A 14,013-nucleotide genomic window follows, 5' to 3' on the forward strand; every position below is an offset into this window, starting at 1 on the left:
ATTATTAAGAGAGAACGCTGTGACTGTTTCTAATAGAAAAATCGTAATTCTGGCCGGTGACGGCATTGGCCCAGAAATTATGGCAGAGGCTAAAAAAGTATTGCTGGCGGTAAACGCCTCTCACAATCTGGGTTTGGAAGTTGATGAAGGCTTGGTCGGTGGCGCTGCCATTGATGCCTGCGGCACCGCATTGCCCGAAGAAACCTTTGCCAAATGTGAAGCGGCACAAGCGATTCTGTTGGGCGCGGTTGGCGGCCCGAAGTGGGATGCTTTGCCGCCAGCAGAGCGTCCTGAAAAAGCGGGCTTGTTAGCGATTCGTTCGCGCCTTGATCTGTTCGGTAATCTGCGTCCAGCACTGCTGTATCCCCAGTTGGCTAATGCGTCTTCGCTGAAGCCCGAACTGGTTGCCGGCTTGGATATTCTGATTGTGCGCGAACTGACCGGCGGCATTTATTTCGGTCAGCCGCGCGGTATTCGCGAATTGGAAAACGGTGAGCGTCAGGGTTACAACACCTACGTGTATAGTGAGTCGGAAATTCGCCGCATCGGTAAAGTGGCGTTTGAATTGGCGCAAAAGCGCGGTGGTCGCCTGTGTTCAGTTGATAAAGCGAACGTGCTGGAAGTGACCATGCTGTGGCGGGAAATCATGCAGGATCTGGCCAAGGACTATCCCGATGTTGAGCTGAGCCATATGTATGTCGACAATGCCGCCATGCAGTTGATTCGCGCGCCAAAACAGTTTGATGTGATGGTGACCGGCAATATGTTCGGCGATATTCTGTCTGACGCGGCGGCGATGCTGACCGGTTCTATTGGCATGTTGCCCTCGGCTTCACTAGACGTAAATGGCCGGGGCATGTACGAGCCCTGTCATGGCAGTGCGCCGGATATTGCGGGCCAAGGTATTGCTAACCCGCTGGCTACGATTTTGTCGGTAGCGATGATGTTGCGTTACTCCTTTGCTGAGCCAGAAGCGGCGCAGGCGATTGAAGATGCGGTAAGCAAGGTATTGGATCAAGGTCTGCGCACCGGCGATATTTTCTCCGAAGGCTGCCAGAAAGTGTCGACCGTAGAAATGGGCGAGGCCGTGCTTTCCGCACTGTAATTCTTTAACCGTTTTGGCGCTCGCGGCATTCAGCGGCGGCGCTCACGAGTGAAAATTTAAATTCCAAAGTAATGAGGCTTTTCTTGAAAGCCGGGGAAGAGAAATGAAAAAAGTAGGTTTTGTTGGCTGGCGCGGCATGGTGGGTTCTGTGCTGATGGGCCGCATGCTGGAAGAAAATGATTTTGCAGGTATCGATCCGGTATTTTTTACCACCTCTAATGTGGGTGGTCAGGGCCCGGATATTGGTCGTGATATCCCCGCGCTAAAAGACGCAATGTCGATTAGCGAACTGGCGGAAATGGACGCGATTATTTCCTGTCAGGGCGGTGATTACACCAAGGCCGTATTTGCTGATTTGCGCGCCAGTGGCTGGGACGGTTACTGGATTGATGCGGCTTCGTCACTGCGTATGGCGGACGATGCGATCATTATTCTCGATCCGGTCAATCTGGATGTTATTCAGCAGGGCTTGGAAAAAGGCGTTAAAAACTTTATCGGCGGCAACTGCACCGTTAGCTTGATGCTGATGGCGATTGGCGGTTTGTTCCGCGAAGGTTTGGTGGACTGGGTTAGCGCCCAGACCTATCAAGCGGCTTCCGGTGCGGGTGCACAAAATATGCGTGAGCTGATCAGTCAAATGGGTGCGATTCGCGATGCAGTAGCGCCAGAGCTGGCCGATGAGCGCAGCAATATTCTGGATATTGATCGCAAAGTGGCGGAAGCCATGCGCAGCGAAATCTTCCCTAAAGAGAAATTTGGTCACGCCTTGGCAGGTAGTCTGCTGCCTTGGATTGATACCCAGCTTGAGAACGGTCAAAGCCGTGAAGAGTGGAAAGGGCAGGCGGAAACCAACAAGATTTTAGGCCGTTCTTCGCCTATTGCGATTGATGGCACCTGCGTGCGTATTGGTGCGATGCGCTGTCACAGTCAGGCACTCACCATCAAACTGAACCGCGATCTGCCATTGTCAGAAATTGAACAAATTATCGGCAGCGCCAATAGCTGGGTAGATGTGGTGCCCAATGATCGTGACGAAACCCTAAAGCGTTTGACGCCAACGGCGGTGACGGGTGGTTTGCAGGTGCCGGTAGGGCGTTTGCGTAAACTGAATATGGGTGGCGAATATTTGTCGGCCTTTACCGTGGGCGACCAATTGCTGTGGGGTGCGGCGGAACCTCTGCGCCGTATGCTGCGCATCTTGTTGGGTGATATTCGTTAATGCGTCTGGTTATTTTTGGAGCGGAAAGCCTCGAGGCCGAAAAGCTCATTGAAGGGCTTTCTGAGCTGGAGTACAGCTTCGCTAAAGTGGTTGGTGTCGTTGACGACGCCGAAGCCGATATCGCGCTGTACAAGGGGCGACCAATCCGTGTTGAAGAGTTTGAGGATATTGATCCTCAGCAATTTGATATTGGCGTGTTCTTGGCTGGTTCCGCACCAGCCAAAGTGGCGGAATTTTTCGATGCTGGCAAGCATCTCATTGATGCCAGTGGTTATCTGGCAGAAATGGATGATATTCCGCTTTACGGCTCCGGCGAAACGATGAGCGCTGGGACTGGAACGATGCAGATTGCCGTGGCCGATGCCGTGAGTGCTCAGGTTTCGAGCTTATTGCAATCCGTCGAAGGAATTCGCCGCGTCGATGTGGCGGTGCAGCAGCCGGCATCGGTTTTGGGTCGGGCCGGTGTTGAAACCCTGGCGGCGGAAACCGCGCGCTTATTGAATGGTATGCCTTTGGAGGCATCGTCTTTCAATGCGCAAATCGCCTTTAATTGCCAAGCGGATAGCGCGCAGGCAGAGCAAATTGAAAGCACACTACAGCGCCTGCTGGCTGATAAGGCTTGCGAGGTGTATTGCTCGGTTGCGGTGGTGCCTGTATTTCACGGCCATTTATTGAATCTGGCGCTTGAGTTTGATGAGCCGCCGGTGATGTCCTCGCTGTTAGCGCAGCTGCAAAGTGATGAGCGGGTAGAGGTGTTTAGTGCTGGCGAGTCCGAATTAACTCCGGTGGGGCAATCAGGACAAGACACGATAGCGATCAGTGCGCCGATATTGCACCGCCGCAAGCCCAATCGGGTTCAGTTGGCCCTGTGTGCAGATAATTTGCGTAAGGGTGTCGCATTTAACATTATTGAGGCACTCAACTCCTTGATAAAAAACAATAACTAGCTATAGTTTAGCCTGCTTATTCAAGAATTTTTCTAGCTTTACCGCCCTGATTTTAGCGTCTGTTTTATCACTTAATTCTGACGACGATTCTCTCGGGGCTTAAACCTATCAAGGCAGGGTAGACGTATGTTGAGGAAGAAACTGGCCCAGGCGGTACTGGCGTGTTCTGTTATTCAGACTTCGGCAGTAATGGCGCTGGGACTTGGTGAGATCGCGCCAGAAACGGCTTTGGATCAACCCTTCCGGGCATTTATTCCGCTCCATGAAACCGGCAGCCTAGATGCCTCTCAAATTAAAGTGGCGTTGGCTTCCAGCGCGGATTTTGAGCGTGCTGGTGTCGATCGCAGCGGCTTTCTTTCCGCTCTCGAATTTACTGTAGACAGTGTGCCCGGCGGTTTAACCGGCATTATTGTCAGCACTCGCGATCGGGTTGTTGAACCCTACCTCGATTTTGTTCTTGAAGTGCGTTGGCCCACCGGTCGGATTTTGCGGGAATACACCGTATTGCTCGATTTGCCGACCAGCGTTTCCCGCGCTGAGTCAGTGGTCTCTGCTCCCAGTGTTGCACCTGCTCCGACAACGTCGCCAAGCTATGCTCAAACTGAGCCCGGTGGTGCCCGTGGCGCCGTGACTTTACCCGCACCCCAGTCCGCAAATCAGCCAAGCGAATCGTCAACAAGCGGTATTCAGCCCCGCGAAGCCGATAAGAAAACTGACTTGCCCCAAGCGGCAAATCCCGGTGAGTACCGCGTTCAACACAGCGATACCATGTGGGTTTTGGCAAACCAATTTCGCCCCTCATCGGCGGTAACTGTTGAGCAAACCATGATCGCGCTGTTCCGGAAAAACCCGGAAGCCTTTCTGAATGGCAATGTAAACAGCATTAAATCCGGCTATGTCCTGCGTGTTCCCAGCGAAAGTGAAATTGCGCAAATTTCCCAGGACGAAGCGGTAAAGGAATTCAGCCGCCAAAATAAAGTCTGGCGTGGGGAAGCGGCGGCGCCCCGGCAGTCACAGCCCAGTGTGCCAAGTGCTGAAAGCGCAAGCAGCAATCCTCAACTTAAAGGGGTAGATAGTGCTGCGGCGGAAGCTGAAGCCCCAGAAATGGTAGAGGGGCGTCTTAGCCTGACCACAGCCGATGGGGCCGATTCCGGACAAGCCGGCGATCTGGAAGCGCAGTTGCGTGGTGAACAGGAAGCGCTGGAACAGGCCAAGCTTGAAAATGAGAGCATGCGCGGCCGTGTGGCAGAGATGGAAAAGCAAATTGCGGCAATGGAGCGCTTGATCAGTCTTAAAAATGATCAATTGGCCATGTTGCAGCAGGGTGCTTCAGCAAAACAGGGTGCCTCAGCAAAACAGGGAGACTCTGGAGAACAAGGTGAATTAGGAGCGCAGGACGCTCTTGAGCAAGCTCAGACTCAGGGCGCAGCGACGTCAGCCGACACTGAGCAAAGTGCAGCAACTGAAGCTGAAATTGCCAGTTTGATGGAACAGGCGGGCATGACCGAGGGGCAGGCGCCCGCTGATGTCGACGTTGCGGAGGGAGCACTCGAAGCCGCGGCTTCAGCAAGCAATGTAGATAGTGCAAAGCCCGCAGTTGCAAGCGAGGAGGTGAAAGCAGAGCCAGCGCAAGGCGAGAGCTGGTTTGCCAGTCAAACCTTTCGTTATGCCGCTGCAGGTTTAGCGCTATTACTGCTGATTTTGTTTGGCCTGCGTCGCCGCAATGCCGCACAAGAAGCTGAAAATGACGCTGAGATGCACGAGCCGAATCTCGACAGTGGCGCAGTTAATGCCATGTTTGAGCAACCGCTTGAAAATGCAGAAGACGACGCGTTGATGAATGCTGCTGAAGGTGGCAATACTTCGGAAGCGAGCGCGGCCGAAGAACTCGCCGTATTCGAAACCTTCGATGACAATCTTGAAGACTTGCTTTCAGATGATAGTTCAGCGACTGAAGATACTGCTGTAGAAGAGCCTGCTCTAGAAGACACAACACTCAATTTTGACGATATTGATCTGGATGGCGCTGACGAAGAAGTTCATCCGCAAACCAGTGATGTATTGAGCGAAGCCGAAATTTATATCGCCTACGGTAGCTATGAACAAGCGCAACGCTTGCTGCGAACTGCGATTGAGAAAGACCCTGAAAATAGTGCCGCTCGCGTAAAACTGATTGAAACCTATCTGGAAACTCGCGATAAAGCTGGCTTTGACCAAGCTTATGCGGAGTTAAAGGCACTGGGCGATGACGACGCTGTCGCGCAGGTGAAAGAGTCTATGTCAGCGATTGAGGGCGTCAGCGATTGGCTGGATGATGAAAGCGACTCCGTTTTTGCCGATCTTGATTTTGGTGCAAATACGGATGCGGCTGAGGAAGCAGATTCTGGCGTTGAAACCACCGCGGAGCTTGATGAAACCTCACTAGATACCGCTGCCTTAACGGCGCTGGCTGAGGCTGGCGATGATGTTGCCGATGAGGCGGTATCGCTGGTCGGCGAGGACGAAGAACTCGAACTCGATATTGATCTAGATGACGATTTTGAAAACGCCTTTGCGGCGCCTAAATCTGAAGAGTCAGCTTTAGACGAGCTAGAACTTGATCTGGATTCGCTGAGCTTTGATGAAAACTCCGATCTTGGCAGTTTAAAAGAACAGCTCGGCGAAGATAGTGCCGAGCAAGAAGATATTTTAGATTTTGGCGAGCTGGATGCCGAGCTGGAATCACTGGATGCCGCTTTCTCACTGGATTCCTCTGAATCAACTTCTGAAGTTGAACCCGAAAACGCAGCTGACGATGAGGTTAAGCTTGCGGTTGAGGAACAACCAGAGAGCGAACCAGAAACTGAGTTCAGCATTGATCTGGACGATGAGCTCGCTCCGGAATCGGTGAGCGCTGAGGCGGATAAGCAAGATCTGGATTTGGGCGATTTTGATGCGGAATTGACTCTCGGTGACGATGTGGCGCCAGAGCTGACTGCGGAAGAGCCAGAGTTTGAGCTGGATGATGCGGCAGTCCTAGAATCGCCTGAAGTGGTAAGCACCGAGCCGGCCGAAACAAAGACTTCTTTGGCGGATGACAACGAGCTAAGTCTGGATGACTTTTCCTTTGATGAGTTCGATGCCGGCAGTGATGATGGCGCTGAGCTAAGCGCATTGTCAGATACCGATGAAGTGTCTACCAAGCTGGATCTGGCCCGTGCCTATATTGATATGGGTGACAGTGACGGTGCCCGTGAAATTCTGCAGGAAGTCACTGAGCAGGGCGACGATGTTCAGCGCAGTGAAGCTCAGCAACTGCTGGATAACCTGAGTTAAAGGAGCGCCGCTTGCGGCGCCTAGATATTGAATACCCCCTTTCCGCAATTAGATACCCAGCCCTTTGCGGCCGGCAGCCGCATCGCGCTGGCGCTGGCCTATCGCGGTGGAGATTTTAAAGGTTGGCAAAGCCAGGGTAAGCCTCGGGTCAATACCGCCCAAGACTGCCTAGAAACGGCCTTGGCTAAAATCACTAATCAACCCGTATCGCTGGTTTGCGCCGGTCGCACCGATGCCGGTGTTCACGCCAGCTACCAAGTCGTCCACTTTGATCTGCCTTGTCCGCGTTCAGAAAAAGCGCTGGTAATGGGCTGCAATTCTAATTTGCCGGATTCCCTTGCGGTGAAATGGGTACGCAGCGTCGATCCTGATTTTCATGCACGCTTTTCCGCTACCGCGCGCCGTTATCGCTATATTATTTTGAACCGCCCACTGCGCGATGTGCATATGTCGGGTTTGGTCACCCAATATGCTCATCCGCTTGATGCGGCCTTAATGAATGACGAGGCGCAGGCCTTGGTGGGTGAGCAGGATTTTAGTGCTTTCCGCGCCGCCTCGTGTCAGTCCCGTACGCCGATGCGCAATATCCATTTTATTTCGGTAAAGCGCCGTGGTGATTATGTGGTGATCGATCTACAGGGCAATGCGTTTTTACATCATATGGTAAGGAATATCGCTGGAGTATTGATGGCGGTGGGTAGTGGTCAAATGCCTGCTGGGTGGACGGCGGAAGTACTCGCCAGTTGCGACCGCACTCAGGGCGGGGTAACCGCTCGGCCAGAAGGTTTATATTTGGTGGATGTCAGCTATCCCGCACATTTTGCACTGCCGGAAAATCAACCCGGCCCCGCGTTTTTGGCGGATATCAGTCTGGCTGACTAGCCGCTCTTATTACGCGCTCTTGATGCCGGCGTTCTGATTAAAGACGTTGTTATTACAGACATCAGACCGGGCTATTTGATAGAATCCCAGCCCGTTAATAACCGCCTGTGAATCCGAGTGAAGCCAGCCCGCGTAAAAATCTGCGGTATCACCAATACCGATGATGCTTTGTCTGCCGCCCATGCGGGAGCTGATGCTATCGGTCTGGTGTTTTATGCCAAAAGTCCGCGTTATGTTGAGTTTGAGCAGGCGCGGCAGATTATCCGTGCCTTGCCGCCCTTTGTGACCAGTGTGGGACTGTTTGTGAATGCCGATCGCGGCCTTGTCGAACAGGCTATCGAAACCTGTCAGCTCGACCTGCTTCAGTTTCACGGCGATGAAAGTCCCGAGTTTTGCGAAGGCTTTCAGCGACCTTATTACAAGGCGCTGCGGATGCGTGATGATATTGATGTAATTGCAGGTATTGAGCGTTACGCCAATGCCAAAGCGGTGCTGCTAGACAGCTACCGCCCCGGTGTACCGGGTGGCACCGGCGAGCGTTTCGATTGGGCGCGGATTCCGCACACTCTGCCCAAGCCTCTGATTCTTGCCGGTGGCTTAAAGCCAGAAAATGTGGCTCAAGCTATCGATGCTTGCCAACCTTGGGCAGTGGATGTCAGTGGTGGGGTGGAAGCGGCGCCGGGCCAGAAATCTGTAGAAAAAATGACAGCTTTTATGAAGGCGGTAGACAGTGCCGCCAATGGGAGTACTAGGTGACAAAGCAAGCTATGGAAAACCGCTTTCCTGATTTTCGAAATTTCCCTGACAACAAGGGGCATTTCGGTATTCACGGCGGTCGTTTTGTATCTGAAACCCTGATTCACGCGTTAGATGAGTTGACCGAGGCCTATCAGCGTCTCAGTGCTGATCCCGCGTTTCAGGCTGAGTTCGATAATGATCTTGCCCATTACGTTGGGCGTCCATCACCGCTTTACCATGCCGAGCGCTGGTCGCGTGAAGTGGGTGGTGCGCAAATTTATCTCAAGCGGGAAGACCTGAACCACACTGGCGCGCACAAGGTAAACAACACCATTGGTCAGGCGCTACTGGCCAAATACATGGGTAAGAAGCGCATCATCGCCGAGACCGGTGCCGGTCAGCACGGTGTCGCCTCTGCCACGGTGGCCGCGCGTTTAGGGATGGAATGTCAGGTGTTTATGGGCGAAGAAGATATTCGCCGCCAAGCCCTGAATGTGTATCGCATGAAGTTGTTGGGTGCGGAAGTGATTTCCGTGACCTCGGGTTCGCGCACTCTTAAAGATGCGATGAACGAAGCCATGCGCGACTGGGTTACCAATGTCGACAATACCTTCTACATTATTGGCACGGCAGCGGGCCCGCACCCTTATCCCATGCTGGTGCGCGATTTCCAATCGATTATCGGCCGCGAAGCGCGTCGCCAATTTGCTGAACAAGCCGGTGGACAGCCCGATGCGCTGGTTGCTTGCGTGGGCGGTGGTTCCAATGCGATTGGCTTGTTCCACCCCTTCCTTGAGGATGAGGGTGTGGCAATGTACGGCGTTGAAGCGGGTGGTCATGGTGTTGAAACCGGACAGCACGCCGCACCACTTTCAGCGGGTATTCCCGGCGTATTGCACGGTAACCGCACTTATCTGATGCAGGATAGTGACGGCCAGATTATGCATACCCATTCGGTTTCCGCCGGCTTGGATTACCCCGGTGTTGGCCCTGAGCATTCATGGCTGAAAGATATTGGCCGGGTTAATTACGTGTCGATCAACGACGACGAAGCACTGGCGGCGTTCCGCAAGCTGACCTTGGTTGAAGGCATTATGCCGGCCTTGGAATCCAGCCACGCCGTGGCCTATGCCGAAAAACTGGCGCAAACCATGCGCCCAGATCAGAGCATCATCGTTAACCTGTCGGGTCGCGGTGACAAAGACATTCATACCGTCGCCAGCATCGACGGTATTGGTATTGAGTAACGGGGAAAAGCATTGAGCCGTTTAGCAGGATTATTTTCCGAACTTAAAAATCAAGGCCGCAAGGCCTTGGTTCCCTATATTGTGGCCGGTGATCCAACGCAGGAGATCACTCTGCCCTTGATGCATGAATTGGTTGCCAAGGGTGCAGACATTCTGGAAATTGGCGTACCGTTTTCCGACCCCATGGCGGAAGGGCCGGTGATTCAATTAGCCCACGAGCGGGCTTTGGCCAATCACACCTCATTGAGCAAAACCCTGGAAATCGTGTCAGCGTTTCGCAAGGACAATCAAACCACCCCAGTGGTGTTGATGGGCTACACTAATCCTGTAGAGCGCATGGGTTATAGCGAATTTGCCAAGCGCGCTACGGCGGCGGGTGTAGATGGTCTGCTCACTGTGGATTTACCGCCAGAAGAGGCGAGCGAGTTGAGCGCTATTTTGGCGGAAGCGGGTATCGACAATATCTTCCTGTTGGCGCCGACCAGTACCGATGAGCGCATTGCGCAAACGGCGGCGCTGGCCAGCGGTTATCTATACTGTGTTTCCCTGAAAGGGGTAACGGGTGCAGGGCACTTGGATGTCGAGGCGGTTAAGGCGCAGATGGACAAGATTCGGGCGCATACCGACCTGCCAGTTACCGTGGGTTTTGGTATAAAGGATGGCGCATCGGCCTCGGCGGTTGCCCCACACTGTGAAGGCGTGGTCGTGGGTAGCGCATTGGTTGAAAGCATTGCCGCCTCTAGCACGGATGCGGCGAAATTGGCGGCCTGCGAGCTGATTGCCGATATTCGCAAGGCGATTGATAGTATTTAATATCCCGAACATACGGGATTATTGTTCAGCGGCAGCGCTGTTGCGCCGCTGGCGAAAATTATAGAAAGAGCGCGTAAGCGCCAGCCATGATTACGATAAATTGACGGGAAAAAAACAATGAGTTGGGTTGATAAGATTTTACCCGCAGGGGTACGCCGAACTGAGACAGGCGAGCGCCGCGAAGGCAAAGGTATTGTGCCAGAAGGGCTGTGGAAGAAGTGCGTCAAATGTGATGCCGTGTTGTATCGTCCAGAGCTGGAAGCCAATAACGACGTTTGTCCCAAGTGCGATCACCATATGCGTATTGGTGCGCGCCGCCGTATTGCGCTGTTTCTCGATGAAGAGGGGCGTCAGGAAATCCTCAGTCATATTGAGCCCGTGGATCGCCTGAAATTTAAAGACAAGAAAAAATACCGCGACCGTTTAACCGCTGCGCAGAAAAGCACCGGTGAAAAAGATGCGCTGATTGCTTTTACCGGTACTGTGAAAGAACAGGCTGTGGTGGTTGTCGCTTTTGAATTTAACTTTCACGGCGGCTCAATGGGTTCGGCTGTGGGTGAGAAATTCACCCAAGCGGCTAATGTCGCCTTGAAAGAGCGCCGGCCACTGGTGTGTTTCTCTGCCTCAGGCGGTGCCCGTATGCAGGAAGCGCTGATTTCCCTGATGCAGATGGCCAAAACCAGTGCGGTACTAGAGCGCATGAAGCAAGAAGGTGTGCCCTATATTTCGGTGATGACCGATCCGATCTACGGTGGTGTATCTGCCAGCTTGGCCTTGCTGGGTGATATTAACGTGGCCGAACCCGGTGCGCGCGCCGGTTTTGCTGGCCCTAATATTATCGAGCAGACCATTCGCCAAAAACTGCCGCCGGGCTTCCAGCGCAGTGAGTTCCTGCTTGAGCACGGTGCTATCGATATGATTGTGCACCGCGCCGAGATGCGCGATACCCTGTCACGGGTATTGAGCAGTCTGACCTACTATCGCAACTGATCTTTCCACCACCGTGAGATTTACGCAGCTCGACGCGTGGTTGCGGTGGTTGGAAACCCTGCATCCCAAGCCGATAGATCTGGGTTTGGAGCGTGTGCAAACCGTTGCCCGCGCTCTGAATATCCATTTTTCCATTCCTGTTATCACCGTTGCCGGTACCAATGGCAAAGGCTCTACGGTAGCTTTGCTCGACGCCATTTTAACGGCCGAGGGCAAGCGGGTAGGCTGCTATACCTCGCCCCATCTTTTGCACTATAACGAGCGCGTTAAACTTGCCGGTGAGCTGGCTACAGATCAGCAGTTTTGCGATATTTTTGCACAAATTGATGCCGCGCGCGGCGATATCTCCCTGAGTTATTTCGAGTTTGGCACCCTTGCCGCGCTGTGCCTGTTTATGGCTGCCGAGCTGGATGTGGTGGTGCTTGAAGTTGGTTTGGGCGGTCGCCTAGATGCGGTCAATATCATTGATGCAGATATTGCTATTGTTACTTCGGTGGCGCTGGATCACGAAGCCTGGTTGGGTTCTGATCGCGACACCATTGGCCGTGAAAAGGCCGGTGTGTTTCGCTCGGGCAAGCCCGCGATTTTTGGCGACAGTTTGCCGCTCGCCAGTGTGATCGACTATGCCGAAAGCCAGCAAGTGCCGTTGCTGGCTCGCGACCGTGATTTTGGCTTTGACTATGCCGAGTCTGCCTGGCATTGGTGGGGGCAGCAGGCGGGGGAGCGACGAGAAATCCTGAATCTGCCTCTGCCACGTGTTCTGTTAGATAACGCTGCAAGCTGTCTGCAGGCAATTGAGTTCTTGCCCTTTGCCGTTTCCGAAGCCGCCATACGCACCGGGCTGCAAACCGTATCGGTTTCCGCCAGACAGCAACGTTTCGATTTTAACGGAATAGAAGTGTGGCTGGATGTGGCGCATAACCCGGCAGCGGTTGCGCGCTTGGCTGAAGCCTTACACATCAGTTCAGGGAAGGGCTGTTCAGGGCAGGGCAGTTCAGAGCAGGGAAAAACCGTGGCGGTGTTCGCCATTATGGCTGACAAGGCCGTGGATGCGGTATTGGAAATCATGTTTCCGCTGGTGGATTGTTGGGCCTTACCGCAATTACTTGATAATCCCCGCGCCCTTAGCGCTGAGGTTTTAGCCGCTAAGCTTGAGTCACAAGCGGCTGAAGTGATGTCGCAGGGCCAGGCCATGGCGGCGACACTGGATAACATCATTCCGGAGATACGCGCGGGTGATCGCCTGGTTATCTTTGGTTCATTTTTTACTGTTGCCGACGCTTTAGCCTATTTTTGAGCGGCTTATTTCACGGTAGTGGATGTGATGGCGACAGCGCGATACCATGCGCAAGCAATAAAACCCTGCGAAGAAAAGCACAAGCAAGGATAGAAAGGCATGTTAAGAGAGCGTCTGGTTGGAACATTGGTACTGCTGTGTGCGGGAGTGATCCTGTGGTCGGTACTGTTCGACAGCCCGGCGGAATACAAGTTGGATCGCACCACCCAAATTCCGGTTGCGCCACATATCGATCCTGTTCTGGATCGCGCACCTAAAAAACCCCAAGGCATTCCCAGTGCTGACACCCGTTTAGTGCCGGAGCAGCCGGTGTTGCCGGTTTCTGATTTAGCGCCGGAAGAGGTGGTTATGTTGCAGCCGCCCGCGCCAGAAAAACAATCAGCTCCTAAAGAGTCTGTGCAAGCTGAGAAGAAACCCCCTGTTAGCAAACCAACAGCCAAGGTTAGCAAACCGGCGGCAGAGCCTAAAACTAAGCCTGCGAATCAGCCGATTCTCGATGACAATAAACTGCCCAATGGCTGGTTGATTCAGGTCGGTAGTTTTGGTCAGTCGGCCAATGCCGAAAAACTGAAAAGCAAAATTCAAGACAAGGGTTATAAAGCCTATGTTGATTATCGTAAAACCGGTGATCGCGGTCTGTATCGGGTACTGGTCGGCCCGTATTTAGCTAAAGATTTGGCCGAGGCGGAGCAGGCCGAAATCAATACCGCTTTCAAAGTGAAATCCATCGTTACGCGTTTTGAGGCCAATCCCTGATTTATTTCAACACGCAAACACCATTTATGCGTGTAGTTGTTACTGTTCACAGCAATTCTTGCTTGGGCTGAACGAGTCGGCTTGATAGAATTCGCGGCTACTCCCTCAGAAAAGGGAAATCACCCTTTAGTTAGTAGGGCAATCAATCGGAGACACGCGCCAAGTGTTAGCGAGCTTTAATTGGGCAGACTGGGCCATTATTGGTGTTATTGTCGCATCAGCCCTTATCAGCCTACTTCGCGGCTTTGTTAAAGAAGCCCTGTCTATGGTGTCTTGGGCGCTGGCATTTTTCATCACCATTGCGTTTCACGACCCGATGGTGGCGCTTTTAGAACCCCATATCACCAAACTCTATGTGCGCGATATTCTCGCCTACATTCTGTTATTTATTGGCGCCTTGGTCTTGGGCAGTCTCGCCACCCACCTTGTTTCTCAGTTAGTGAAGCGCACCGGTTTAAGCGGCACCGACCGTTTGCTCGGCATGATGTTTGGCACCGTGCGTGGATTTATCGTGGTGTTGGCCTTGTTGGTGGTATTGCCCTCATTGCTGGCCGGTATTGAGCAGGATAACTGGTGGCAGGAGTCACAGTTGATTCCCGAGTTTTTAGTGATGCAGGAGTGGTCAGAAGAAACCTTTGGGGATCTGGTCGCCGGCGTAAAAAACCTGCTTAACAAAGAGCCGATGGGCTAATCATATTCATCAA

Annotated in this window: 12 protein-coding genes; all 12 read left to right on the forward strand. The window is 53.1% G+C overall.

Translation table 11 applies throughout. The features are described from left to right. The first annotated feature begins 19 nt into the window (after positions 1-19). The 12 genes from leuB to IB286_RS08530 all read left to right on the forward strand — a co-directional run bounded on the left by leuB (position 20) and on the right by IB286_RS08530 (position 14,000). A complete protein-coding gene (leuB, locus tag IB286_RS08475) occupies positions 20-1,105 on the forward strand; it encodes a 3-isopropylmalate dehydrogenase (protein ID WP_317889732.1) in 1,086 nt (361 codons plus the stop codon). 103 nt (positions 1,106-1,208) lie between these two features. Next, a complete protein-coding gene (asd, locus tag IB286_RS08480; protein WP_190764470.1) occupies positions 1,209-2,324 on the forward strand; it encodes an aspartate-semialdehyde dehydrogenase in 1,116 nt (371 codons plus the stop codon). Next, a complete protein-coding gene (locus IB286_RS08485) occupies positions 2,324-3,271 on the forward strand; it encodes an Asd/ArgC dimerization domain-containing protein (protein ID WP_190764472.1) in 948 nt (315 codons plus the stop codon). Before asd ends, IB286_RS08485 begins: the two co-directional genes overlap by 1 nt. Before the next feature lie 126 nt (positions 3,272-3,397). Continuing rightward, complete coding sequence (locus tag IB286_RS08490) at positions 3,398-6,586, forward strand: FimV/HubP family polar landmark protein (RefSeq protein ID WP_190764474.1); 3,189 nt, start codon at positions 3,398-3,400, stop codon at positions 6,584-6,586. Positions 6,587-6,613: 27 nt separating this feature from the next. Continuing rightward, positions 6,614-7,468: a tRNA pseudouridine(38-40) synthase TruA gene (gene truA, locus IB286_RS08495; RefSeq protein ID WP_190764476.1), complete on the forward strand. Its 855-nt coding sequence runs from the start codon at positions 6,614-6,616 to the stop codon at positions 7,466-7,468. A 117-nt stretch (positions 7,469-7,585) separates the two neighbouring features. Further along, a complete protein-coding gene (locus IB286_RS08500; protein WP_190764478.1) occupies positions 7,586-8,224 on the forward strand; it encodes a phosphoribosylanthranilate isomerase in 639 nt (212 codons plus the stop codon). Between the two features lie 11 nt (positions 8,225-8,235). Continuing rightward, positions 8,236-9,453 (forward strand): tryptophan synthase subunit beta, encoded by a 1,218-nt coding sequence (gene trpB, locus IB286_RS08505; RefSeq protein WP_190764935.1) that lies wholly within the window; start codon positions 8,236-8,238, stop codon positions 9,451-9,453. 12 nt (positions 9,454-9,465) lie between these two features. Further along, positions 9,466-10,266 carry a tryptophan synthase subunit alpha gene (gene trpA, locus IB286_RS08510; protein ID WP_190764481.1) on the forward strand — a complete coding sequence of 267 codons (801 nt, stop codon included), beginning with the start codon at positions 9,466-9,468 and terminating at the stop codon, positions 10,264-10,266. 117 nt (positions 10,267-10,383) lie between these two features. Further along, on the forward strand, positions 10,384-11,256 hold the full coding sequence (gene accD / locus IB286_RS08515) for an acetyl-CoA carboxylase, carboxyltransferase subunit beta (protein ID WP_190764483.1): 873 nt from the start codon (positions 10,384-10,386) through the stop codon (positions 11,254-11,256). Positions 11,257-11,269: 13 nt separating this feature from the next. Continuing rightward, positions 11,270-12,553 carry a bifunctional tetrahydrofolate synthase/dihydrofolate synthase gene (gene folC / locus IB286_RS08520; RefSeq protein ID WP_190764485.1) on the forward strand — a complete coding sequence of 428 codons (1,284 nt, stop codon included), beginning with the start codon at positions 11,270-11,272 and terminating at the stop codon, positions 12,551-12,553. 99 nt (positions 12,554-12,652) lie between these two features. Continuing rightward, positions 12,653-13,309, forward strand: a complete 657-nt coding sequence (locus tag IB286_RS08525) for an SPOR domain-containing protein (RefSeq protein WP_190764487.1) — start codon at positions 12,653-12,655, stop codon at positions 13,307-13,309. Between the two features lie 163 nt (positions 13,310-13,472). After that, on the forward strand, positions 13,473-14,000 hold the full coding sequence (locus IB286_RS08530) for a CvpA family protein (RefSeq protein WP_190764489.1): 528 nt from the start codon (positions 13,473-13,475) through the stop codon (positions 13,998-14,000). The last annotated feature ends 13 nt before the right edge of the window (positions 14,001-14,013 follow it).

It is taken from the genome of Spongiibacter pelagi (assembly GCF_014705705.1).
GTDB lineage: Bacteria > Pseudomonadota > Gammaproteobacteria > Pseudomonadales > Spongiibacteraceae > Spongiibacter > Spongiibacter pelagi.

Excerpts from the sequence above, each read along its gene's own strand:
- asd (WP_190764470.1), top strand. The coding sequence starts at position 1,209 with ATGAAAAAAGTAGGTTTTGTTGGCTGGCGCGGCATGGTGGGTTCTGTG.
- IB286_RS08485 (WP_190764472.1), top strand. The coding sequence starts at position 2,324 with ATGCGTCTGGTTATTTTTGGAGCGGAAAGCCTCGAGGCCGAAAAGCTC.
- IB286_RS08490 (WP_190764474.1), top strand. The coding sequence starts at position 3,398 with ATGTTGAGGAAGAAACTGGCCCAGGCGGTACTGGCGTGTTCTGTTATT.
- trpB (WP_190764935.1), top strand. The coding sequence starts at position 8,236 with ATGGAAAACCGCTTTCCTGATTTTCGAAATTTCCCTGACAACAAGGGG.
- accD (WP_190764483.1), top strand. The coding sequence starts at position 10,384 with ATGAGTTGGGTTGATAAGATTTTACCCGCAGGGGTACGCCGAACTGAG.
- IB286_RS08525 (WP_190764487.1), top strand. The coding sequence starts at position 12,653 with ATGTTAAGAGAGCGTCTGGTTGGAACATTGGTACTGCTGTGTGCGGGA.